Below are 22,937 nucleotides of genomic sequence, written 5' to 3'. Positions count from 1 at the left end.
GGTGCGACGGTTCGTTACCGCCGGTCGAGCAGTACGGCGATGAGGATGACGATGCCCTTGACCACCTGCTGGTAGAACGAGGACACGCCCAGAAGATTCAGACCGTTGTTGAGGAAGCCGATCAGCAACGCGCCGATCAGCGTACCGAAGAGCCAGCCGCGACCGCCCGACAGGCTGGTGCCGCCAAGTACCACGGCGGCAATGGCATCGAGTTCATAGCCCGCGCCCGCGGTCGCTTGCGCCGAATAAAGACGCGACGTGAGCACGACGCCGGCGAAGGCGGACAACAGACCCGAGAGTCCATAGATCGCGAGTTTCATCGGGCTGATGCGTACGCCGGAAAGCCGCGACGCTTCTTCGTTGCCGCCGATGGCAACAACATGCCGGCCGAATACCGTGCCGCGAAGCAGGAAACCGCAAACCGCGAACACCACGAACATCAACACGACGGGAATGGGTATCAGCTGCCCGACATAGCCACCGCCAAGCAAGGCGAAATCGTTGTTGGTGACGGGAATCGGACGTCCTTCGGTATACGAGAGCGTCAGGCCGCGAATCAGCGTCATCGTGCCCAGCGTCGCGATGAACGGCGCCACGCGGCCCCACGACACCAGCGCGCCATTGATGACGCCGAGCAAAGCACCCAGGCCAAGACCGGCGACAACGGCCAGAACCACGCCGTGGCCTGCGGCCATCAGACCGGCGGTGACGGCGCCGGACAGCGCGAGGATCGCACCGACCGAAAGATCGATGCCGCCGGAAAGAATCACGAAGGTCATGCCGAAAGCGATCAGTGCATTGATCGAGACCTGGCGGAGCACGGTGAGCAGGTTGCCGGTGGTCAGGAATTCCGGGCTCATGATCGACAATACGATGAACAGCAGCATCAGGCCGATGACCGAACCCAGACGCTGTATCAGGGCCAGCGAACCATTCCAGGAAAAGTGCGTCGTCATATCACTTTCCTCCCGTCGCGGCGCGCATGATGCTTTCCTGCGTAGCCGTCGCCGCATCGAGTAGCGCCGTGGCGTGTCCTTCGTGCATCACCAGGATGCGGTCGCTCATCGCGAGCACTTCCGGGAGTTCCGAGGAAATCATGAGAATGGCCACGCCCTGCTCCGCGAGTTGATTGATGATGTGATAGATCTCGGCCTTGCCGCCGACGTCGACGCCACGCGTCGGTTCGTCGAGGATCAGTACGCGCGGTTTCAGTGCTAGCCACTTGGCCAGTACCACTTTCTGCTGATTGCCGCCGGACAGCGCACGCACGTCCAGTTCCATGTCCCGCGTACGTATCTTCAGCTGGTCGATCAGTCCGCGGGTCTGTTTCTTCTCGCTGCCGCGATCCACGAGACCCGCATGCGCGGGCACCTTCGGCAGGCTTACGTTTTCGCGAAGGCTCATGTCCAGCACCAGACCCAGTGCCTTGCGATCTTCCGTAACGAAACCGAAACCGGCGTGGATCGCTTCATTCGGCGAGCGTGCGGTAAGTGGCTTGCCGTCGAGCAGAACGCGGCCCTGCGTGGGCTTGTCGATGCCGAACAGCAGACGTGCCAGCTCGGTGCGTCCGGCACCCATGAGTCCCGCGACGCCAAGCACTTCGCCAGCGCGCAGATCGAAGCTGACGTCGTGCACGGCGCCATCGCCTATGCCTTCGACCTTCAGCAGTACATCGCCGGGCGTGGATGTGCGCTTGGGGAAGCGCGCTTCGAGCGTGCGTCCGACCATCATGCGCACGACTTCATCCAGCTCGAGTCCGGGTACCGGTCGGGTGCCGACGAACTTGCCGTCGCGAAGGACGGAAATGCGATCGCACAGCGCGAAGATTTCTTCCATACGATGCGAGACGTAGACGATACCCGCCCCCTGCGTGCGCAAGTCGCGGATCAGCGCGAACAACGTTGTCGTCTCGCGTTCGGTAAGCGCGGCGGTCGGCTCGTCCATGATGATGGCGCGCGCGTTCTGGCCGATGGCCCGTGCGATCTCGACCATCTGTTGCTGACCGACGGAAAGCTTTTCGATGCGCGTGTCCGGATCGAGCGCGGACATACCGATGCGCGCCAGCCATTCCTTCGCGCGTTCGCGCATGGCCTTGCGATCCAGCAGACCGAAGCGATGCACCTCGCGGCCGAGGAAAAGATTGTCCGCGATGGTCAGCGACGGAATCAGGTTGAGTTCCTGATGAATGATGGCGATGCCGTAACGTTCGGCATCCGCGGGTGTGGCGATGGTGACGGGCTTGCCGTCGACGAGGATGCGGCCTTCGTCCGGCGCGTAGATGCCGGTGAGGATTTTCATCAACGTGGATTTGCCGGCGCCGTTCTCGCCCATCAGCGCGTGCACTTCGCCGGCCAGGAGTTCGAAGTCGACGCCTTCCAGTACCTTCACCGGCCCGAAGGCCTTATGGATACCTTCCATCCGGATCAGAGGGGCGTCCATCAGAAGGTCACACCCGCATGAAGGATGACATTGGCGTACGGCGAGGTTTCGCCGGTACGGACCACCGCGACCGCGCGTGCGCATAAGCGCTTGAATTCTTCATGGGACACTTCGTCGACCGCCATGCCTTCGTTGCTGAGTTTGCCCGCGAGGGAGGCGAGCGCGGCATTGCGTTCGTGGATCTCGCGAGCAAAGGTCACGCTTTCTACCGCCAGTTCCGCGAACACGGCGTCAAATACGATCCGGAACGATGGCGTGCCGGGAAGCACGGCAAGGTCGATGCAGGGAACGCCGTGAGGCACGGGCAGTCCGACATCGCCGATGACCAGCGTATCGGTGTGGCCCATCGCCGCAACGATGCGATTGAGTTCGGCGTGCAACAGACCGTTCCGTTTCATGCGTGCCGTTCCAGAAAACGTTCGACTTCATCGGCGCGCGGCATGCCGCCTTGCGCGCCCAGCCGGGATACCGCGATCGCCGCGGTCGCGCACGCCTTGCGTACGGCGGTCGGCAACCCTTCGGACAGATACACCGCGAGCGCGGCATTGAAGGTATCGCCGGCGCCCGTGCTGTCCACAGCGTCGACCTTGAATCCGGTTTGATGCACAGGCTCGCCATCTTCGCGATACCAGGCGCCTTCTTCGCCGCGCGTCAGCACGACCGGGCAGGGCGCGCGACGCATCAGGTCGCGGAAATCCGACGAGGGGTCCGCATCGAGTACGGTCGCCAGTTCGTGCTGGTTCGGCGTCAGATAGCGCACCTGCGACAGCCATTCCAGCGGCAAACGCTGCGCGGGCGCCGGATTGAGGATGACGGGCACGCCGGCGCGCTTGCCGATGCGTAGCGTGGCTTCCACGGAAGCCAGCGGAATTTCCATCTGTACCAGCACGACATCGGCTTGTTCGATCGCGCGCGAGGCGGCTTCGACATATCCCGGCATCACGCGCGCGTTCGCCGCTGGCACGACGACTATCTGGTTTTCGCCGCCGGCCACGGTAATCGACGCCGTGCCGCTGCCGATACCGTCCATGCGCGAGACATGCGCAACGTCGATGCCTTCGGCGACCAGGCCGTCATATAACTGCGTTCCGAACGCGTCGTCGCCTACCGCGCCGACCATGGCGACTTTCGCGCCCAGCCGGGCCGCGGCAACCGCCTGATTGGCGCCCTTGCCGCCCGGTACGGTAAGGAAGCGTTCGCCGATCAAGGTTTCGCCCGGCGCGACGAAACGCGGCGCGAGCGTGACCAGATCCATATTGATACTGCCGATGACGACAATGCGCGTCATGTACTGCTCCACGGAAGCGTTTGAGAACACCGGTCCGTTGTCACACGATCCGGTCAGGCCGCCGACAAGCATAATCCCATCGTCGCGGACCGGCTTTCATGGATGTGCTGTCGTCATGTAGCTTCATCCGCGCGACAAGCCCTTAGCTTCGAGTTCCGCCAGGTACGCAGGCCATGCGGTGTCGTAGCTACGGCCAAGTTCCAGAAGCGTGTCCCAGCCGAAGATGCCGCTGGCGTGGCCGTCGTCGAAGCGCAGCAATACGCCGTAATGGCCGACCGGTTCGATGGCGGCGATATTCACGTTGCGTTTGCCGGGTACGGTCACTTTCTGGCTGGGCCCATGCCCCTGCACTTCGGCGCTGGGCGAATTCACGCGCAGGTATTCGCAGGGAAGCTGGAAACGTTCGCCGTTGTCGAACGCCACTTCGAGCACGCGCGAAGTGGCGTGCAACACGATATCGAGGGGATGGGGTTTCACGGTGGGGATCGGCTGGGGATTGGGGATGGGAAGTGGGGGCGTAGTTCCGGCGATCGCCTGAGGGAACGACAAGCATCAAGCGGACGCTGCTTCCGCCGGACGATACCTGTTCCCTCAGGCGATCGCCGGACACAGGCCCCCACTTCCCATCCCCAATCCCCTAAAGCAGGCAAAACGGGATTTCGATAACCCACCAACTCAATGGGCGTGTCCGACGCCACCGCCGGCATCGCCTTGTTCCAGTGGCGGCGGATCGCCGGCCACGGCGAGCAGCGACTGCGCGTACGCGTCTTCGAGGCTCACGGTCGAGACTTCATCCCACGCGAAGAACGACGGCTCGGTCAGCCATTCGGCATCCGGGGTGATTTCCTGCATGTTGAAGCCGTCTTCCTCGACGCTGACCATGCGCCCGATGTAGCAGACCTCGGCCTCGTCCTCGCTGTCGACATGCACGCCGATGACCGGCGCATGCTTCGATGCGGCGCCGACCACCTGCGCGATGTCGTCCAGCGGGAAGTCCGCGGGCGGCGTCGGCACGATGCCTTTCAGCGCAAGCGCCTTCTCCAGGAAGGACGAATGCTTGTCCGGGACCTCGAGTTCGGAAATATCGCGATGACGCATGATGTACATGCCGTCATAGCTGATGCCGTCGCCGATGACCCACAGCAGGAAAAATTCGCAGCCGACCCCGCCGACGTAGCCACAAAAGCTGCCGTGTTCGAGTTCGCCGCGCCATAGACGGACCAGCTGCTTCGATTCCTGCGCTTCGCGCAGGCTCGCTCGCTGTCCGTTGGTTTTCAGTTGGATGATCTTGCCCATATACGTCAATAGTTTAGCAGGAGGGGGGCCTTCCCATGTTTAGAGGATGTAACGGCTGAGGTCTTCGTCCTTGACCAGCGAGGCCAGGCTTTTATCGACATAATCGGCGTCGATTTCGTATTTTTCGCCGTTTTTATCGGCAGCTTCGAAGGAGATCTTCTCCAGCAGGCGCTCCATCACCGTATGCAGGCGGCGGGCGCCGATGTTCTCGGTGCGCTCGTTCACCTGGAAAGCCACCTCGGCCAGGCGATCGATGCCCGAATCGGTGAAGTTCAGCGCCACGCCCTCCGTATGAAGAAGCGCAACATATTGTTTTGTAAGTGCATTATTCGGTTCTCGCAGGATGCGCTTGAAGTCGTCCACGGACAGCGCCGATAGCTCCACGCGGATCGGCAGACGGCCCTGCAGCTCGGGAATCAGGTCGGACGGCTTGGCCAGCGAGAACGCGCCCGAGGCGATGAACAGGATGTGGTCGGTCTTGATGGCGCCGTACTTGGTGGACACCGTCGAGCCTTCCACCAGCGGCAGCAGGTCGCGCTGCACGCCTTCGCGGCTGACGCCCGCCCCGCCCCATTCCGAACGCTGGGCCACTTTGTCGATCTCGTCGATGAAGACGATGCCGTTCTGCTCGGCCGCTTCGACGGCCCGGGCGCGCAGCTCTTCGTCGTTCACCAGCTTGCCCGCTTCTTCCTCGACCAGAAGTGGCCGGGCGGCGCGGATCGTCATGCGGCGCTTCTGGGTTTTGGTGCCACCCAGGTTCTGGAACATCTTGCCCAGCTGCTGGCTCATTTCTTCCATGCCCGGCGGGGTCATGATTTCCACGCCGATGTTCGAGGCGAAATCGAGCTCGATCTCGCGGTCGTCCAGCGAGCCCTCCCGCAGCTGTTTGCGCAGCTTCTGGCGGGTATCGCTATCGATCGCAGGTGTCGTCGCGGCCGAATCGTCCCAGCCGCTGGGCTGACGCCGGGGTAGCAAGGCGTCGAGCAGGCGGTCTTCCGCCGCGTCTTCGGCCTGGCTTTGCACGCGGCCCTTGGCCTGGTCGCGCACGAGCTTGTAGGACACGTCGACGAGGTCGCGGATGATCGATTCCACGTCCTTGCCCACGTAACCGACTTCGGTGAATTTGGTCGCTTCGACCTTCACGAAAGGCGCGTTCGCCAGCGTGGCGAGGCGGCGCGCGATTTCGGTCTTGCCCACGCCGGTCGGTCCGATCATGAGAATGTTCTTCGGCGTAACCTCGTCGCGCATGGTCGGATCGAGCTGCATGCGGCGCCAGCGGTTGCGCAGGGCAATGGCCACGGCACGCTTGGCATCGTGTTGGCCGATGATGAAACGGTCGAGTTCGTTGACGATCTCGCGTGGCGTGAGTTCGGACATGGTCTGCTCTTGGATTCGTTAGGGAGACGATCGAAGCTCGGCGCGTGGCGCTCAGAGCTCTTCGATCGACACGTTGTGATTGGTGTAAATGCAGATATCACCGGCGATCTTGAGCGCTTTTTCGACGATCGTGCGCGCATCCAGGTCGGTGTTTTCCATCAGCGCAAGCGCCGCCGACTGGGCATACGGTCCGCCGGAGCCGATCGCGATCAGGCCATGTTCGGGTTCGAGGACATCGCCATTGCCGGAAATCAGCAGGGACGCTTCCTTGTCGGCCACGGCCAGCATGGCTTCCAGGCGACCCAGACGGCGGTCCGTACGCCATTCCTTGGCCATCTCGACCGCGGCGCGGGTGAGGTTGCCGCTGTGCTTGATCAGTTTTTCGTCGAACAGCTCGAACAGCGTGAAGGCGTCGGCGGTCGCACCGGCGAATCCGGCGAGGACGTCGCCCTTGCCGAGGCGGCGTACCTTGCGGGCATTGGCCTTCATCACGGTGTTGCCGAGCGTCACCTGGCCATCGCTACCGATAACGACCTTGCCGTTCAGGCGGACACAGACGATGGTCGTGGCGTGCATCGATTCCATATCGGGTGGGGTCCGTTGGGTGGGGAGACGAGAGATGTGGGGGTGGGGGCGAGACAGACCAAGAGTCGGCGAGCGCCTTGCCCAGCCCCGGTCAAAGCTCGTGTTTGCTCAGTACCCCACCGCGATACACGTATAACTCATAGCTGCGACGGCCGATGGATCGGACCTCCTCCACCATGATCCGGTCGGCCGCTTCGATCAGCCCGGCCGCCACGGCTTTCCGGTCGTCGGGCAGATCGTCCCAGTCGATCACGGTTTCGATCTCGAAACCCTCGTCGTAGGCGAATTCGAGGGTCACGCGACTGTCCGCCCAGTCGAGATACCCGTGGAAACCGTTCTTCGTACCGGTTGCCTGGAGGCCGATCCCGTGACGGGTGGCAATCGCCCCGCCCGCGTTGGTCGACATGATCGCCCCGGAAAGCACCATGGCGGCGTATCCGATGCGTTTGAACATCGCTTCGCTCAGGTAGGGCAAAACCCGGCGGGTCAGCCACGTCGCCGACAAGGCGGCGGCGCCGACGATCGCGCCCACGGTGAGGACATCGCCCGTAAGCAGCCCGAACAACCCGTAAAGCACGAGCTTGATCAGGTGCAGGATGATCTCGTTGGCCGCGCGCGTCGCGACGATTTCGTCCTTGGACAGGCCATAGCGCAGATAGAAACGATTGAAGATCAGACCCACGGCGCCGGTCAGACCCGAAATGAAGCCTGCCGCCGCACCCACGATGCAAAGCGCCCAGACAGGGCCTGGCCGTTCGTCGGACGGTTCGGCCTGTCGCCGGAACAGCATGGGAAGGTTTGCGAGGAGGAACAGGCCCAGAACAGCCTCTAGGTAAACCGGGTCGATGTACGTCAGCAACCACGCGCCCAGCCAGACGAACGGCAGCGCGGCAGGGACAAACCAGCGCACGACCCGCCAACGGATGTGTTTGAAGAACAGGGTAATTCGCGACGCGGAACTGATCGTGCTGCCGATCGACAACGCGGCCGGCACCATCGCGGCGGGCAGCACCATCCGCAGGACGGGCAGAAGTACCAGACCGGCACCGCCGCCGCTCATCGCGCTGACAGCGAACGCGGCTACCGCGGCGCCGAATACCAGAAACAACGACGTGACCATCGGATTTACCGCAAGCGAAACGCGCGAACCTAGCGCGCGCTGCCTTACTGAAACCTCAACGTACGCAGTGGCGCCGTTTCCGGGGCTAGCGCGCCGTTTTCTTCTTCGCCCGGGGATGAGAAGAATCGTAGACGCGGGCCAGGTGCTGGAAGTCCAGATGGGTATAAATCTGCGTCGTCGCGATGTCCGCGTGGCCGAGCAGTTCCTGCACCGCACGCAGGTCGCCCGACGACTCCAGCATGTGGCTGGCGAAGGTATGCCGCAGCAAGTGAGGATGTATCCGTTTGGCCAGGCCCTGGGCCAGCGCCAGGTGTTTCATACGTAGCTGCACCGCCCGCGCGCTGATGTGCGCGCCGCCACGTCCCTTGAAGACGGGCGCTTCCGGCGCGATGCCGCCCAGCGCCGCCAGTCCGCGCAAAGCGGCGATGGCGAAACGGCCCACCGGCAGGATGCGCGCCTTGTTGCCCTTGCCCAGCACCCTGACCTGCCCGTCGTCCAGGTCCAGGTCGCCCCAGCGCAGGCCGATCAGTTCGGACAGACGCAGACCGCTGGAATAGAAGAGTTCGAGCATCGCCCGGTCGCGCGGCGCGAGCGATCCGCCGACATCGGTTTCCACCAGTTCCTTGGCTTCGTCGGCATCCAGCACCTGGGGCAACTTGCGGCGGACTTTGGGGCCGCGAACGCCCGCGGCCGGATCGTGCGCCAGGTGGCCTTCGCGGGTGAGATAGCGGAACAGCGTGCGACAGGCGGACAGAAGTCGCTGGATGCTGTTCGGCGCCAGGCCACCGCGATGTTCGCGGGCGATCATCCCGCGCAGCCGTTCGGGCGCCAGACTGTCGAAGTCGGACAGGCCCTCGGCCTCCATGAAACGAAGCAGTTTGCCGAGGTCGCGCCGGTAGGCGTCCAGCGTGTTGGCCGACGGTGCCCGCTCCGCGGCGTAATGCCGGAGGAAGGCATCGACGGCCTCGGTCGGACTCACGCCACTTTCCGCGCCCGCTCGATGGCCGAACCGACCGTCGTCGAGATCATCTTCAGGAACAGCGTGCCCATGCCCGGCTGAAAACGGTCCGGATCGGCGCTGCCGATGGCCAGCATCGCGTCGTCGCCTATACGCATCAGCGCAGCGGAGCGCACGTCGCCGGCATCGTCGCCGAACAGGCGCTGGAGCTTGGGCTGCGCCAGTCGGCCGGCCATCGATTCGCCCTGCGCGAGGAAGCTCTCGAACTCGGGCAGACCCGCCACGCCGCGCGGTTCGCGCAGCAGCCAGCTTTCGTCGGGCAGACCGTTGAGGTCGCCGTAGAACAGCACGCGGACGCGCTCGGAATGGAAATCGTCGGCCAGCCGCGTCACGACGCGGCGTACGGTGTCTTCGACACTCTCGGCCTGAAGCAGCGCCAGCATCAGTGCGTGCACGCGCTGCATCAGGCTTTCGTTGTCGCCGGCGATGTCCGTCAGCTCGGCCAGCCGGGCTTCGAGCGCGGCGTTCTTTTCCCGCAGGTTCTGCAACTGATACAGCGACAGCGACGCCGCCGGGCCGTTCGACCGCGGCATAACCAGCTGCGTGGCCAGATCGGGGTAGTCGGTAAGGAATTCGGGGTGGCGACGCAGGTACGACGCCACGGTGGCTGGCTTCAGATCGCCTTCGAGCGCGGTGTCGGTCATGGGTACGTCCTGGTGCGGCATTGGGGATGAGTGTGCTGCGTTTACGCGTCGCGGGCCAGCGACGCGTCAGATCTCGCCTTCGAATACGAAGGCGGCGGGGCCGGTCATCCACAGCGTATGGCCGGGACCGTGCCACTCGATGGTCAGGGTGCCGCCCGGCAGGGAGACGTCGACCACGGCATCGACGAGGCCGCGACGCTGGAGGACGGCGGCGGCCGCGCATGCACCGGTGCCGCACGCGCGGGTCCAGCCGCTGCCGCGCTCGTGCACGCGCAGACGGATCGTCTTTCTGTCCACGCGCAGCGCGAAGCCGGTGTTTACGCCATCCGCAAAGCGCGCATGGCCCGTGACGACCGGACCGAGGTTTTCCAGATGCGGATCGCCAAGGTCGGGCACCTCCAGCACGGCGTGGGGGTTGCCCATCGATACGGCGCCGATCGTGACGGGCGTTCCGTCGACATCGAGCATGTACGAGCTGGCTTCCTGCGGCGCATCGAACGGGAGGTGCGACGGTGTGAAATCCGGCTCGCCCATATCGACGGTCACGCGATCCGCCGCCAGCACCCTGACGGTCACCGGACCCGACGGACTTTCCAGGCGCACGTCGGTATCGCGGGCGATGACGCCTTCGCGATAAAGCCATGCGGCCACGCAGCGCACGCCGTTGCCGCACTGCCCGGACGGCGAACCATCGGCATTCCAGACGCCGTAATACCAGTCGCAGGACGGATCGCGCGCCGGTTCCACGCTGAGCAGCTGGTCGAAACCGATACCGGTGTGTCGGTCGGCGAGCGCGGCAATGCGTTCCGCGGGCGGCAACCTGACGTCGTCCCGCCAGTCCACGACAACGAAGTCGTTGCCGATGCCATGCATCTTGGTAAAGCGCATGCTCACGATGGTCTACTGCACCATGTGGTTACTGAACGGCGTCAGCGGCGCGGTCGTGCTGGGCGCCGGCGCCGCCATGGTCGTCGGCGCGACCGTCTTCACGGCGGGCGCATTCGGCTTCGGCGGTGCGGGAACCAGCGGACCCTTGTTGCCGCAGCCGGCCAGCGCCATGCAGGCGAGCAGGAGCACCAGAAGTGGAATCGTTCGACGCATGGCTCGGATCCTCTTAAATACGCGCCCGAGTATGGCCTAGGCGAAGAGCTTTTCGAAGCGTAGCGCGTCCGCCCCGTCCTGGTAGTACTTCGGATAGGTCCCGATGCGGGTGTAGCCCAGGCGTTCGTAGATGCCAATGGCGGCGACATTATCCGTACGCACTTCCAGACGGAGCGACCGGCAGCGGTGCGCACGGGCAGCGATTTCGGCGGCTTCGATCAGCGCCGAGCCCACGCCCTTGCCCCGTGCCTCCGGCTTCGTCGCCAGGGAATAAAGACGGGCGACCTGTGAGCCACGGCGGAAGAACACCACGGCGGTACCGAGAAAGCGTCGATGGTTGGCGCTGGCGACCAGCACCTGCGCCGATTCGCTATCCAGATGTCGACGGTATTGCGCGCGACTCAGCCGGTCGTGCGCAAAGCTGCTTTCCTCGAGGGCGACGAGGTCGTCGAGATCGCTGAGTTCGGCGCGACGGACTCGCACCGGAACGGTAACCGGGGGGGGACGCATGCGGATGGACTCCGGCGCGGTGTAGGGCGGCGACGAGCCGGGGGAGGATAGCGACACGCGCGGCACTCTAGTCCTCGCGTGGGTGTCTATCAATCGTTTTCTTCGCCGGACGTTTACGCCAGCTTCAGCGCGCGGCCTTGTACCGTTGCATGGTCAACCCCACACTGCGCACGTGGTGAACCGTGGGCCCATGAGGGGCCTGTCGCGTGCTTCGCCCACATCTCGAGGTCTCATGAGTCGGCTCGTCATCGTCGTGGAAAAAGCCTCCGACTGGGGCTCGTACTACCCTTCCGTCGACGTCGTTACCGCAATGGATTACCTGCGAGAGCCGGTAGGTGGGGACGACGACGAGCGCACGCACGTCATCAACCTCTGCCGCAGCTATAAATACCTGGGTACGGGCTATTACGTGTCCCTTCTGGCCGAAGCGCGTGGCCACCGGGTCATCCCGTCCGTACGCTCGGTCAACGATCTGCGCCGACGTTCCCTCTATGGCCTGGATATCGACGACCTCAACCAGAAGCTCGCCAACTTCCTGCCTGCGGGCGGGCGCGACACGACCGATTTCGGCGTACTCGTCTATTTCGGCGAAACGGCTTACCCCGATCTGCAAGATCTTGCGAGGCAGGTGTTCGAAACATTCCCCTGCCCGCTGATGCGCATCGAGTTCGAGCGCGACCGGGTATGGCAGGTCGCGGCCATCAAGCCGGTCGGACTGCACACGCTGGACGACGCGCAGGAAGACGCGTTCGCGCAGGCGCTCGACAAATTCTCCAAGAAGCTCTGGCGCAAACCGCGCGCGCGCAAGCGCTTCCGTTACGACATCGCCATGCTCGTCGATCCGAACGAATCGATGCCGCCGTCAAACCGCAAGGCACTGAAGCAGTTCATCGAAGCGGGCAAGCATCTGGGTATCGAAGTCGATCCGATCGGCAAGAACGACTACCAGCGTCTGGCCGAATACGACGGCCTGTTCATCCGCGAAACCACGGCCAGCAACAACCATACCTATCGCTTCGCGCATCGGGCCGAAAAAGAAGGCATGGTCGTCATGGACGACCCGACGTCGATCTTGCGCTGCACGAACAAAATCTTCCTCAACGACCTGATGGTGGCGCGCAAGCTCGCCACGCCGCTGACGGAGATCCTCTACCGCGACGATCCGAAGCGCGTACGCGACCTGCCCGAGCGCCTGGGCCTGCCGATCGTGCTGAAGATTCCCGACGGCTCTTTCTCGCGAGGCGTGGTCAAGGTCGAAACCCAGGAAGCGCTGGAGAAAGCCGCGGCCGAACTCTTCAGTCACAGCGCGCTGGTGATTGCGCAGGAATATGTGCCCACGGACTTCGATTGGCGCATCGGCGTGCTCAACCACGAGCCGCTTTACGCGTGTCAGTACTACATGTCGCGCGGCCACTGGCAAATCTATAACCACGGCGCCAAAGGCACCGCCAAATCCGGCGGCTTCAAGACCGTGCCCGTGCGCGAAGCGCCCAGCGAAATCGTGAAGCTGGCGCTGAAGGCCACGCAGACCATCGGCGACGGTATCTATGGCGTCGACCTGAAGCAGGTCGGCGATCGCGCCGTGGTCATCGAGGTCAACGACAACCCGTCCATCGACGCGGGCGTCGAGGATGCGTATCTGGGCGAGGATCTCTACATCCGGATCATGCAGGAGTTCATGCGCCGGCTGGAACTGAAGCGACTGGGCCTTCCTCGCTGACGAAGTGTCTGCGGTCCTCCCGTAGGAGCGCTCTGGAGCGCGATCCCCACGAAGCGAATCGCCCGGCCAGCGGGTGACGTGAGTGGACAACGATCATCTGCCCTGATCGTCGGCTCTTCACGCACAGGGATCGCGCTCCAGAGCGCTCCTACAGCAGCGAGCACTTCAGCCCCGGCGGCGCAGCGCCACCAGCAGGCTCGCCGGCGCCAGCACCAGCCAGAACGCGGGTGTCCAGCCCAGGCTTTCGCTATGCATCGGCAACGGTGTCAGCGCCAGCAGCGTCGTGCCGGCGGCGAGCCAGCCCAGGGCAATCAATGCGCGGACACGGCGGGGCGAGAGCGATTCGTGGCGGTCGATCATGGCGGTTCCTCCCAGGTCTGGACCCGAGATTAGGCGGCGCCCGTCTCACGGATCGCGACCCCGGAGCCGGACTGCTCCGGACCGGTGCGGCCCGTTACAATGGCGCTAGCTGGCTCTTCGCCGGTGTTCCGTCCCAGGAGAGAAGCATGAGCGCAGTCGCGCACCGTTTTGCCGTCTTCGGTCATCCGATCGCGCACACGCTGTCCCCCGAAATTCATCAGGCGTTCGCCGCGCAGTTCGGCATTGCCCTGAGCTACGAAGCCATCGACGCGACGCCGGAGCAATTCCCCGAGGCGGTACGCCGCTTTTTCGCCGAAGGTGGACTCGGCGCGAACGTCACCCTGCCGCACAAAGGCGCCGCGTGCCTGCTGGCCGACCAACACACTGCCATGGCCGGGCGCTGCGGCACGGCCAACGTCCTGACGCCGCTGGTCGACGGCCGCATCGAGGCGCACAACACCGACGGCGACGGCATGGTCCGCGACATCACCGAGCGCCACTCACTCGACCTGCGTGGCCACAACGCCCTCCTTCTCGGCGCCGGCGGCGCGGCACGCGGCGTGGCGTGGGCACTGATGGATGCCGGCGTCGACACACTCACCATCGTCAACCGTTCGCCCGAAAAGGCCGACGAACTCGCCGACGCTATCGGCGACCCGGAACGCGCGCATACGCGCTATTGGGAAGACCTGGCGACCCTCGGCAGCTTCGACCTCATCGTCAATGCCACCTCGGCCGGCGTAGTCGGTGGCGGGCTCGACCTGCCGACGCACCTCGTCGGCAACCGCGCTCTCTGTTATGACCTTTGCTACGGCGCGGCAGCATCCGGTTTCGTCGGCTGGGCAAAAGCCGCCCATGCGAAATACATTCACGACGGTCTGGGCATGCTGATCGAAACGGCGGCGGACGCCTTCGAACGCTGGCATGGCCGGCGTCCCGACACCGATCAGGTCTACGCCGGGCTGCGCGAGCGCTACGGCTAAGCGATGAGCCTGACCTGCCGCGCCGGTTGCGGAGCCTGCTGCATCGCCCCGTCGATCAGCTCCGCCATCCCGGGCATGCCCAACGGCAAACCCGCCGGCGTCCGCTGCATCCAGCTCACCGACGACAATCGCTGCGCGATCTTCGGCCGGCCGGAAAGGCCGGCCGTGTGTTCCAGCCTGATGCCGGAGGTGACGATGTGCGGGCCTGATGCCGTGTGGGCGATGCGCTATCTCGCCGATCTCGAAAGAGCGACTGTAGCTACAGTCGACTGATCAATTTGTTGCCGCCGAGTCGAGTCGGACTCGAATCGTTGACAGCCTCGACAAGGGGAAATAGATTCCTTGTGGGGGATATCCAGTTCAACACACCGTTTGCCTATCAGCTTTTCATCAAGGCTCAGTGGCTCGCGGTGCGCGAATGCCGGAAAAAACGGCGTATGGGGATATCAAAGGATATGGCAAGCGTCGCTTGATCAAGCTTGCGCCGGCAAAGGAAACGCATGGGTTTTCACAGGGGGCGTCGGACCAAGCAATCTATTTTGTTTTTTACGATCGGGTGGATAGCAATATCCTCAGACGCAAGAGCTACTGAAACAGTTACGTACTACCTCACTGATCCGCAGGAAACCGTCCTCGCAACAACTGACGGTAACGGCCAGATCATCTCGACATCCGATTACCATCCATTCGGCGCGCAAGCCGTTGGCTCTCAGCGCTATGGACCGGGATTCACCGGGCATACCGGTGACGCGGATACGAATCTGATTTACATGCAGGCTCGTTACTACGATCCGGATGTTGGTCGGTTCATGAGCCCCGATCCACTCGATCTCGCTGCAGGCAGCGGCTTTACTTTCAACAGGTTTACCTATGTTGAGAACAATCCCACGTCGCTTGTGGACCCTACGGGCTTATACGCTGCCGGAATGAGTTCCTCCCAGATCGCTTGTGAGGTCTATCATTGTGAGAATGCGGGCTCTGGAAATACCGAGCGGGCTCAGATGGGCATTCGAGCTGCAAATATGGCCAATTCGGCTCTTGAGAAAGCTGGCGTAGCGGGCAAGGGCTTCAACTCGGAAGCTGTACTTGCCGTCGCATGGTCTGATGCAGTTGTTCCTGTCGCAACCAGGCTTCAGGTTGAGATTGGTTCGGATATGTTGTTCCGCACGGGACTGGGTTACTTATCGTCGCCGGCATATAGCACGGGAGAAAGGAACACCATCGATATGGACTTCTTACGAGCCATATCCCACGGTGCCGATAGTAAGACAGGAGAGATCCACACGCATCCGGACAACAACAATTTTTCCGGGATGACGGCTCTGGGTATTCCAATGGAAAAATTCTCGAGGAACGGGCGCGGAGATCTTCAAAGATACTTTATGGAAGGAATTAACGGTTACGTGGCCCTTCCTAATGGAGCGGTGTATGGCTGGCAGTACAAGCCGACAAAGAACCGTATCGACAGGAGTGGACCGGAGACGTTGGGGAATAGTGTGCAGACCATCCGACGGGGTCTTTAGATGAAAATTATTGTTCTACTGGTGCTGGCTCTAATGTCTGCCAATGCAGCGGCCCTCGGTCCAGAAAAAGCGTGCTTTCGCATGGGAAAAGACGAGGAAGATACGTGCTCGGTTTCGCTGAGTACGCTGATAGCTCGCGGCGAGGATTTTAATGGCAAGGTGGTGATTGTGAGGGGGTTTTTCGTTTACTCGGAGCGCCCGATGCTTTTCGTATCAAAGGAGGCATTTCTCCTTTCCGACACGGTGGATGGCATCGATGTAAAAATGCCGTCCGATACTGTGCTGGCGAAACGACTCGCTGGGTTCGACCCGCAGTCCGTGGTCATCAAGGGTAGATACCACGCTATCGCGGGCGACGTTACGAAGTATGGCGCCTACCGTACCGGAGGTCGCCTTTCGGAGATCGTAGACGTGTCCACGCGCCCGCTCATGCCATGGGGTTACAAAACCCCGCCTCCTTATGGAATGCGCACTGAAAAGCCTTGACGGTTGTACTGGTGGTTACATACCAGCACCTGGGTTGACTGTGTAAAACAGTCACGCATGACGGAAATGGTATGTGGTCGATCCCGTCGTACTGGCGACAAACGATTTGTCGCGTCGCTCATTCTTGTAAAGGTTTCCGAAATGAAGAAGGCGTTTTTCCTGGCACTGGCTCTGATGTCGGCCGACGTGGCAGCTCTCGGCCCCGACAAGACCTGTTTCAGACGCGGCGGCGAGGCGGAAGACATATGCGCGGTTTCTCTGAGCACGTTGATTGCCCGTGGAGAAGACTTCGACGGAAAGATGATTATCGTGCAGGGGTTTTTTGTTTACTCGGAGCGCCCCATGCTATTTACATCGAAAGATGCGTTCCTGTTATCCGACGCTGCAGACGGTGTGGATATCAGCATGCCAGCTAAGGTCCAGCTTGCCAAACGCCTGGCCGACTTCGATGGCCGCCCTACATACATCACAGGCAGATACCGTGCTATTGCTGGCGACGTTACAAAGTATGGTGCCTATCGCACGGGAGGCCAGATTTCGGAGATCGTTGAAGTAGGAACTCCTTGGCTCATTCCCTGGGGTTACTCTGGCCCTCCCGTTTACGGCGCGCCTAAACAGCCGTAACAACGATAAGTGCATCATTGGGCAAGGACACTGAGATGAAACGAGCGCTGTTCCTCGCTTTAGCGCTGATCTGCACCGACGCAGCCGCTTTGGGGCCTGAGAAGGTATGTTTTCGAGTCGCCGGTGAGGCGCAGGACACATGCTCGGTGTCGCTCGGGACGTTGATCGCGCGCGGAGAGGAATTCGACGGAAAGATCGTGATCGTTGAAGGGGTGTTCGCGTACTTCGAACAAGCCATGCTCTTCTCGTCGCGGGAGGCACTTCTTTCCTCCGATTCCTCCGACGGTGTGCTCATCAGAATGCCGGCCGATCCGGCACTTCTGAAACGTTTGCTGGGTTTCGATCACCAGCCGGTTTACGTCAAAGGCAAGTACAGCGCCCTTGCAGCCGACGTATCGGGATACGGTGGCTTCCGCACCGGAGGCGTTATATCGGGAATCGTCGGCGTGTCATCCGCCGAGCTTAAGCCTTGGGGCTATTTTGGCCCTGATCCCTATGGCACGTCGCGCGTATGGTGACGGTCATGAACTTGCCGGAGAACACGGCAAAGTACGAACCACTAATAAGGTTTTCGACGTGAAACGAGCACTGTTTCTCATGCTGGCTCTGATTTCCTCCAACGTCGCCGCGCTTGGTCCCCAGAAGAGTTGTTTCCGACGTGGAGGCGATGCAGAGGATACGTGTGCGGTGTCATTGAGTACGTTAATTACTCGTGGGGAGGACTTCGACGGCAAAGTCGTGGTGGTTAAGGGGTTCTTCGCTTCTGCCGAACAACCCATGCTCTTTGTGTCGAAAGAAGCGTTTCTTGTGTCCGACGCAGCAAATGGCGTCGACATCCAGATGCCCACTAAGACGGCTCTTGCCAAGAAGCTTGCTGAGTCGGATCACCAGATGGTGGTCGTTGTCGGTAGATATGACGCTATAGCCAGCGATGTCTCCCGTTTTGGCGCCTTTCGTACAGGTGGACGCCTTTCCGAGATCACATCGGCAGGCTCTACGGATGTGATCCCTTGGGGCTATTCGCTTCCGACGCCATACGAGCTCAGAACAAAGTCGCCCTGACCCGCAGGTTCGGCGAACCAGCTATTAACCGTGCGACCGATCCACGCGCGCGGCGTAACAACCGCGCTTGGCGTAATGCGCGTGCATGTAGTCGACGTCCGGTTGCTTGAAGAATGCTTCGATAGCTTCCCCGAGTTTCTCCCCATCGACCACGTCGGCGGCGACCATGTCGTGGTTGGCGTCGAACGCCCGGAGCGAGATCAGGCGACGTTTCAGGACCGCCGGTACGACATCTTCGCAGCGATATGCCTCGGTCGCGCCTTCTCGTACGAAGATGGCGTGGCTGGCGCGGTAGGGTGTATCGGCCGGTTGATGCGTGTAGTTGAGCAGCAGCAGGGTTTCGCCGGGGTCTACATCGCGTAACTCGACGCGGTCGGGAAACCCCGTGGGCGCATCGGCGACGTAGCGGCGTACGCCCTTCGCGCGCAGCTCCTCGTCGGGCAAGCCGTACAGCGCCAGGAACGGGGTGGGGTCGAGACCGGAAATGAGGAAAGACATCGACGTGGCCGGTGTTGGGAAGTGGCGTCCAGCATCGCGCGTCCGTTTTTAGCAAACCATCCGGTTCTTGCGCCGGTCGGGCCCGCCACATCGTTGCAACACAATCCCGTTACCGTGACGCGCCCGCCGGGGACGTCCGACAGGGGGACGTTCTGGATGCGGGTTCCCCCTGGCGTCACCTGTCATGTCCTCTCTTATTCCTGCTGCACTCGTGCGGCGCGCGCTTATCGCGACGGCGGTAATCGCCGTCGTGGGCGCGTCTGCGTACTTCGTCTTGCGCGGTCGCGACGATAGCCCCGCCCAGACGGCCACCGGACCGGGCGAGGTCGCCAGCGCGGCCGCACCAGCGGAAGGCGGTAGCGAAGTCGACATCCTGCTCGGTCTGGCGCGCGACGCCATGAAGGAAAACCGGCTGATCGCTCCGCAGGGCAATAACGCTTACGAGTACTACCTCAGCGTTGTGCAGCTGCAGCCGGAGAATCCCGTGGCGCTGGATGCGTTGCGCGAAACGCTGCCTTTTGCCTCGACCGAGGTCGAGCGACAGATCAACCAGCGCGAACTCGACGAAGCACGTCGTGAAATCGCCTTGCTTCGCGACTTCGATCCGACCAATTACACGCTCGTGATCCTTGGCGCCAAGCTCGATGCGCAACAGCGCGTCGTCACGGCGGAAGACGAAGCGAAAGCGGCGGCCATGCGCAATGTCGATGCTCCGGCCGCCCACGCGGCGCGGACGCCGGAAGCACCGACGCCCACGCCGCCTGCACAGCACGCCGTCGCGAAGACGGTCCCCGCGGCGGCGGCGCATGTCGCCGAACCGCAGGCCGCCGCGCCCGTGCCCGTCGCGCATACCGAAACCGCCCCGGTGCTTCGCCGGGAGGTCCCGCCGTTCTATCCCGCCGATGCCCGGCGCCAGAAGCGGCAGGGCTGGGTCGAGGTCAGCTTCACGATCGAGCCCGACGGGAAGGTAAGCCAGGCAGCCGTCGCCGACGCCGATCCGCGCAATGTGTTCGATCTGGCGGCCCTGGGCGCCGTGAAACGCTGGGAATTCACGCCCGCGACCCGCGATGGCCAGCCGGTGCGCAGTACGCAACGACGCCGGATTCAGTTCCAGCTGTAATTGCGAGTCCATAATCGGCGGGACATTCCACGAAAGGCGTGCCCCATGCGTTACCTGCCCGCAATCGCTTTCGCCGTCGCCTGTTCGGCCATGGCCATCTCCGGCTGCCAGACTGGCAACGTCGTCGCGCAGCCCAAACCGGTTTCCGGTTTCGTCACCGACATGAAAGCCTTCGACGCTTTCATCGCCACGCATCCGACGCCCGATCAATTCCGCGCCACCTATCCCGATGTGCAGCTGGTGCTGCCCGGCATGATCACGACGATGGAAATGCGCATGAACAACAGTCGTTATTCGGCGAAGCTGGATGCGCAGGGAAAAATTACGGGCGGTTCGTTCCAGTAAGTCCGGCATCTGTCCCTTGTAGGAGCGCTCGAGAGCGCTCCTACAAAAGCGCTTCGCTGCATAATCCGGTTACATCGATGAAAGGAGTCTCCCTATGTTTCGTATGTCAGCGGCTATCCTCGCCGTCGCGCTCGCGGGCGCTTCCCTTACCGGTTGCCAGACGGGCAATGTCGCCGCGCAGCCGAAGCCGGTGGCCGGTGTCGTGACCGACATGAAAGCGTTCGATGCCTTTATCGCAACGCACCCGACGATCGAGCAGTTCAAGGCGACCTATCCCGACGTGACGCTGGTGCCGCCCGGCACGATGGCCACACGCGAGATGCGTCACGACAACAGCCGGTATTTCGCACAACTGGATGCCGGGGGCCGCATCGTCGGCGGGAAATTCATGTGAGCCACATTCGTCCATTCAAAGGCGTGATGCCGCAGCTTGGCGAGCGCTGTTATGTCGATCCCGCTGCCGTGCTTATCGGCGACGTCGTCCTGGGCGACGACGTGTCGATCTGGCCGGGCGCCGTGGCGCGTGGCGATGTGCACTACATACGTATCGGTGCGCGTAGCAACCTGCAGGATGGCGCCATCGTCCACGTGACCCACGACGGCCCGTATTCGCCGGGCGGCTTTCCGACGCTGATCGGCGAGGACGTGACGATCGGTCATGGCGCGGTGATTCATGCGTGCACCATCGAGGATGGTTGCCTTATCGGCATGCATGCGACGGTGCTCGACGGTGCCGTCGTGAAAAAGAACGGTTTCGTTGGCGCGGGTGCCGTCGTATCGCCCGGCAAAGTTGTGGGCGAGCGGGAGTTGTGGCTGGGCAATCCGGCGCGGCTGGTGCGTGTGCTGACCGACAAACAGGTGGAGCAGCTTTATTATTCCGCGGCGAATTACGTGAAGCTGAAAGACGACTATCTGCGGTAACGCCACGCCGTTTGTAGGAGCCCGCTTCGCGGGCGAAAGCCAACAGGGCGAGGAAGACGGATGCTTACCTCCGCGAGCCCGATATCCTGGCTGCGGATGCAACCCACATCTTCACCACTCCGTTGGCTTTCGCCCGCGAAGCGGGCTCCTACAACGGCCGATTGAGTGCTTCGGCGGTATACGCATACCCCGCCTCCACCGCTCGCCGCCAGTTTCCCCAGTCCAGCATGCCGATGTGCTCCAGCGGCGGTGACAGCAGCAGGTCGGCCAGGGCGCGGCGCTCGGCGCTCGCCGCCTCCGCGTTCACCATGGCCGCGCGCACCAGGGTCGATACCAGCGACGGCCGCACGATGCCCCGGCGTCTCTGGAACCATACGTGCCAGGGATTCGGACTGATGGCCTCGTCGATGCTGGCGGTCAGCGAGGTGCCCGCACGGATATCCACGGCCGTGATGTGACCGATGCCGTCGTCGCGCATGACGTCGGTCGGCAGATTGTCGACCAGCGCGCCGTCGACGAACACGCCTCCGCCGTGCGTGACGGGAGGCAGCACGCCGGGAATGGCGCTGGTCGCGCGCAGCCATAGCCACAACGGCCCTGCGCGATGCACTGACTTGCCCTCGCCGCTCAGGCTGGTGGATACGCAGAAATAAGGTATGGGCAAGTCTTCGATGTCGATCGCACCGAATGTCCGGCGAAGCATCCGCGTGGCGCGGTGGCCACGGGTAAGCGCAACCAGCGGCAGCGTCCAGTCGGACAACGGGCGCCCCGAAACAAAGGCCTCCCGCATGGTTTCCGCCATTCTTTCGACGGGCCAGCCCATGGCCACGCCGGCGGCGATGATCGCCCCGATACTGGTTCCGCCCACGGCGTCGAAGGTGTGGCCCGCTTCGCCGAGCGCGCGCAGAGCACCCAGGTGCGCCATGCCGCGGGCGCCGCCGCCCGCGAGGACCAGCCCGCGTCCGTTGCCGGATACCAGCCTCGCGATACGGTCGATGTCGGCGCCAGCGCGGACATGGTGCTGGCGCGTCGCCGGGGAAAGCGTCGCCGCCCAGCGGGCGGCCGCACCGTGTGCCACGTCGTGGCCGGGATGGATCAGCACCAGGTGATGGGGCCGGTGGTCCGGAGCCATCCGGGTCCAGTCCTCGGGCCATGCCGCCGGCTGCTGGGCGGCGAGAACGGGCAGCAGAAGTGCATCGGCCTGGCGACGGCATCGATTCCGCCACAGGCCTTGCCCCTCCGTGTCGAGGTAGACCGTGTAGTCCAGTTCGGCTTCGCGTTCCGCGAACCAGGCACCACTGCGCCCTAGCCCATGCTCCGGACCGATCAATGCCGATCTGCCATGTTCGGCGAGTGCCTGGACCAACCGGGTGGCGAAGGCGCGCGCGGGCACGCCGGGGTCGTGGGCAAGCACGGCGAAGGTTCGGGGCGAACCCGCACGCTGATCCGCCAGCGAGTCGCGCAGACGGCGCACGGCGGTTCTCGCGGTGGCCAGCAGCACCGACGCATGATCCGCAGCCAGGTCTGCGAAGGCCGCGGACGGAAGCCACAACAGTTCCGAATCGCGCAGCGCGCGAACGGTACGTCGACGACAGTCGCCCGTGATCTGGCCGACGTCGCCCACGATGCCGCCGGCTACGATCAGATGATCCGTCGAACCGTCCGGCGCGAACGACGCCAGGCTTCCGCTGCGCAACAGGTACATGCCGTCGGACGGTTCGCCCTGCACGAACAGCGTGGCGCCGCCCGGCAACGACAGCCAGATCAGTCGCCGGGCCAGCGCCGACCGTGCGCCCGCGCCCAGGTGGCCGAACGTACCGGAGCGTTCGATCAGGGCGTCGACATCGTGTGGCAGCAGCATGGGGGACGAGGCTCGCAGACCAACATGACAAATACGGGGCGGGCCGCCGCACCCGG

The 22,937-nt window shown here is 63.1% G+C and carries 29 protein-coding genes; 12 read left to right on the top strand and 17 right to left on the bottom strand.

Features of this window, described 5'->3' with window-relative positions; all coding sequences use genetic code 11:
• Positions 1-14: 14 nt before the first annotated feature.
• From AC3IR3_RS20695 to AC3IR3_RS20630, 14 genes are all read right to left on the bottom strand, one after another.
• Entirely contained in the window at positions 15-956 is a 942-nt protein-coding gene (locus AC3IR3_RS20695; protein ID WP_489194955.1) for an ABC transporter permease subunit, read from the bottom strand.
• Between the two features lies 1 nt (position 957).
• Positions 958-2,439 (bottom strand): sugar ABC transporter ATP-binding protein, encoded by a 1,482-nt coding sequence (locus AC3IR3_RS20690; protein WP_489194954.1) that lies wholly within the window; start codon positions 2,437-2,439, stop codon positions 958-960.
• The gene (gene rbsD / locus AC3IR3_RS20685; RefSeq protein WP_489194952.1) at positions 2,439-2,837 is read right to left on the bottom strand and encodes a D-ribose pyranase; all 399 of its coding nucleotides are present in this window, start codon (positions 2,835-2,837) and stop codon (positions 2,439-2,441) included. The genes AC3IR3_RS20690 and rbsD overlap by 1 nt, the downstream gene beginning before the upstream one ends.
• A complete protein-coding gene (gene rbsK, locus AC3IR3_RS20680) occupies positions 2,834-3,727 on the bottom strand; it encodes a ribokinase (protein WP_489194951.1) in 894 nt (297 codons plus the stop codon). The genes rbsD and rbsK overlap by 4 nt, the downstream gene beginning before the upstream one ends.
• A 123-nt stretch (positions 3,728-3,850) precedes the next feature.
• Positions 3,851-4,204 (bottom strand): gamma-butyrobetaine hydroxylase family protein, encoded by a 354-nt coding sequence (locus tag AC3IR3_RS20675; RefSeq protein WP_489194950.1) that lies wholly within the window; start codon positions 4,202-4,204, stop codon positions 3,851-3,853.
• A gap of 198 nt (positions 4,205-4,402) precedes the next feature.
• On the bottom strand, positions 4,403-5,023 hold the full coding sequence (locus tag AC3IR3_RS20670; protein ID WP_489194948.1) for a hypothetical protein: 621 nt from the start codon (positions 5,021-5,023) through the stop codon (positions 4,403-4,405).
• A gap of 39 nt (positions 5,024-5,062) precedes the next feature.
• Positions 5,063-6,400, bottom strand: a complete 1,338-nt coding sequence (hslU, locus tag AC3IR3_RS20665) for an ATP-dependent protease ATPase subunit HslU (protein WP_489194947.1) — start codon at positions 6,398-6,400, stop codon at positions 5,063-5,065.
• 51 nt (positions 6,401-6,451) lie between these two features.
• On the bottom strand, positions 6,452-6,985 hold the full coding sequence (gene hslV, locus AC3IR3_RS20660) for an ATP-dependent protease subunit HslV (protein ID WP_132145609.1): 534 nt from the start codon (positions 6,983-6,985) through the stop codon (positions 6,452-6,454).
• A gap of 91 nt (positions 6,986-7,076) precedes the next feature.
• Positions 7,077-8,105 (bottom strand): sulfite exporter TauE/SafE family protein, encoded by a 1,029-nt coding sequence (locus AC3IR3_RS20655; protein ID WP_489194945.1) that lies wholly within the window; start codon positions 8,103-8,105, stop codon positions 7,077-7,079.
• An 85-nt stretch (positions 8,106-8,190) separates the two neighbouring features.
• Positions 8,191-9,084 (bottom strand): tyrosine recombinase XerC, encoded by an 894-nt coding sequence (locus tag AC3IR3_RS20650; protein WP_489194944.1) that lies wholly within the window; start codon positions 9,082-9,084, stop codon positions 8,191-8,193.
• Entirely contained in the window at positions 9,081-9,767 is a 687-nt protein-coding gene (locus AC3IR3_RS20645) for a DUF484 family protein (RefSeq protein WP_132145603.1), read from the bottom strand. Before AC3IR3_RS20645 ends, AC3IR3_RS20650 begins: the two co-directional genes overlap by 4 nt.
• A gap of 66 nt (positions 9,768-9,833) precedes the next feature.
• The gene (gene dapF / locus AC3IR3_RS20640) at positions 9,834-10,661 is read right to left on the bottom strand and encodes a diaminopimelate epimerase (protein ID WP_489194942.1); all 828 of its coding nucleotides are present in this window, start codon (positions 10,659-10,661) and stop codon (positions 9,834-9,836) included.
• 6 nt (positions 10,662-10,667) lie between these two features.
• The gene (gene lptM / locus AC3IR3_RS20635) at positions 10,668-10,868 is read right to left on the bottom strand and encodes an LPS translocon maturation chaperone LptM (RefSeq protein WP_489194941.1); all 201 of its coding nucleotides are present in this window, start codon (positions 10,866-10,868) and stop codon (positions 10,668-10,670) included.
• Positions 10,869-10,904: 36 nt separating this feature from the next.
• Positions 10,905-11,378: a GNAT family N-acetyltransferase gene (locus AC3IR3_RS20630; RefSeq protein WP_489194939.1), complete on the bottom strand. Its 474-nt coding sequence runs from the start codon at positions 11,376-11,378 to the stop codon at positions 10,905-10,907.
• A gap of 232 nt (positions 11,379-11,610) precedes the next feature.
• On the opposite strand from AC3IR3_RS20630, the gene AC3IR3_RS20625 reads away from it, so the two are divergent.
• On the top strand, positions 11,611-13,098 hold the full coding sequence (locus tag AC3IR3_RS20625; protein WP_489194937.1) for a RimK family ATP-grasp domain-containing protein: 1,488 nt from the start codon (positions 11,611-11,613) through the stop codon (positions 13,096-13,098).
• 165 nt (positions 13,099-13,263) lie between these two features.
• On the opposite strand, the gene AC3IR3_RS20620 is transcribed toward AC3IR3_RS20625, so the two are convergent.
• Complete coding sequence (locus tag AC3IR3_RS20620; protein WP_132145593.1) at positions 13,264-13,458, bottom strand: hypothetical protein; 195 nt, start codon at positions 13,456-13,458, stop codon at positions 13,264-13,266.
• 146 nt (positions 13,459-13,604) lie between these two features.
• Between AC3IR3_RS20620 and aroE the strand changes: the two genes are divergently transcribed.
• The 7 genes from aroE to AC3IR3_RS20585 all read left to right on the top strand — a co-directional run bounded on the left by aroE (position 13,605) and on the right by AC3IR3_RS20585 (position 18,136).
• Positions 13,605-14,441: a shikimate dehydrogenase gene (aroE, locus tag AC3IR3_RS20615; protein WP_489194935.1), complete on the top strand. Its 837-nt coding sequence runs from the start codon at positions 13,605-13,607 to the stop codon at positions 14,439-14,441.
• Positions 14,442-14,444: 3 nt separating this feature from the next.
• On the top strand, positions 14,445-14,714 hold the full coding sequence (locus AC3IR3_RS20610) for a YkgJ family cysteine cluster protein (protein WP_489194933.1): 270 nt from the start codon (positions 14,445-14,447) through the stop codon (positions 14,712-14,714).
• Between the two features lie 227 nt (positions 14,715-14,941).
• Positions 14,942-15,964, top strand: a complete 1,023-nt coding sequence (locus AC3IR3_RS20605) for an RHS repeat-associated core domain-containing protein (RefSeq protein WP_489194931.1) — start codon at positions 14,942-14,944, stop codon at positions 15,962-15,964.
• Complete coding sequence (locus tag AC3IR3_RS20600; protein WP_489194929.1) at positions 15,965-16,450, top strand: hypothetical protein; 486 nt, start codon at positions 15,965-15,967, stop codon at positions 16,448-16,450.
• A gap of 57 nt (positions 16,451-16,507) precedes the next feature.
• Positions 16,508-17,074, top strand: coding sequence for a hypothetical protein (locus AC3IR3_RS20595; RefSeq protein WP_489194927.1), 567 nt, complete (start codon positions 16,508-16,510; stop codon positions 17,072-17,074).
• Positions 17,075-17,109: 35 nt separating this feature from the next.
• Positions 17,110-17,592, top strand: coding sequence for a hypothetical protein (locus tag AC3IR3_RS20590; protein WP_489194925.1), 483 nt, complete (start codon positions 17,110-17,112; stop codon positions 17,590-17,592).
• 58 nt (positions 17,593-17,650) lie between these two features.
• Positions 17,651-18,136 (top strand): hypothetical protein, encoded by a 486-nt coding sequence (locus tag AC3IR3_RS20585; protein ID WP_489194924.1) that lies wholly within the window; start codon positions 17,651-17,653, stop codon positions 18,134-18,136.
• 24 nt (positions 18,137-18,160) lie between these two features.
• Here AC3IR3_RS20585 and AC3IR3_RS20580 read toward each other — a convergent pair whose 3' ends face one another.
• The gene (locus AC3IR3_RS20580; RefSeq protein ID WP_489194923.1) at positions 18,161-18,634 is read right to left on the bottom strand and encodes a DUF1203 domain-containing protein; all 474 of its coding nucleotides are present in this window, start codon (positions 18,632-18,634) and stop codon (positions 18,161-18,163) included.
• A gap of 184 nt (positions 18,635-18,818) precedes the next feature.
• On the opposite strand from AC3IR3_RS20580, the gene AC3IR3_RS20575 reads away from it, so the two are divergent.
• The 4 genes from AC3IR3_RS20575 (at position 18,819) to AC3IR3_RS20560 (ending at position 21,020) form a co-directional block, all read left to right on the top strand.
• Positions 18,819-19,754 carry an energy transducer TonB gene (locus AC3IR3_RS20575; protein WP_489194921.1) on the top strand — a complete coding sequence of 312 codons (936 nt, stop codon included), beginning with the start codon at positions 18,819-18,821 and terminating at the stop codon, positions 19,752-19,754.
• Between the two features lie 45 nt (positions 19,755-19,799).
• A complete protein-coding gene (locus AC3IR3_RS20570; protein WP_489194919.1) occupies positions 19,800-20,099 on the top strand; it encodes a hypothetical protein in 300 nt (99 codons plus the stop codon).
• 94 nt (positions 20,100-20,193) lie between these two features.
• On the top strand, positions 20,194-20,493 hold the full coding sequence (locus AC3IR3_RS20565; RefSeq protein WP_489194918.1) for a hypothetical protein: 300 nt from the start codon (positions 20,194-20,196) through the stop codon (positions 20,491-20,493).
• 26 nt (positions 20,494-20,519) lie between these two features.
• On the top strand, positions 20,520-21,020 hold the full coding sequence (locus AC3IR3_RS20560; protein WP_489196987.1) for a gamma carbonic anhydrase family protein: 501 nt from the start codon (positions 20,520-20,522) through the stop codon (positions 21,018-21,020).
• A gap of 148 nt (positions 21,021-21,168) precedes the next feature.
• Here the strand turns inward: AC3IR3_RS20560 and AC3IR3_RS20555 are convergent, their stop codons facing one another.
• Positions 21,169-22,881 (bottom strand): patatin-like phospholipase family protein, encoded by a 1,713-nt coding sequence (locus tag AC3IR3_RS20555; RefSeq protein ID WP_489194916.1) that lies wholly within the window; start codon positions 22,879-22,881, stop codon positions 21,169-21,171.
• Between the last annotated feature and the right edge of the window lie 56 nt (positions 22,882-22,937).

This window comes from Luteibacter sp. GL_149, assembly GCF_057834065.1.
This window is presented reverse-complemented; position numbering and strand designations above follow the sequence as displayed.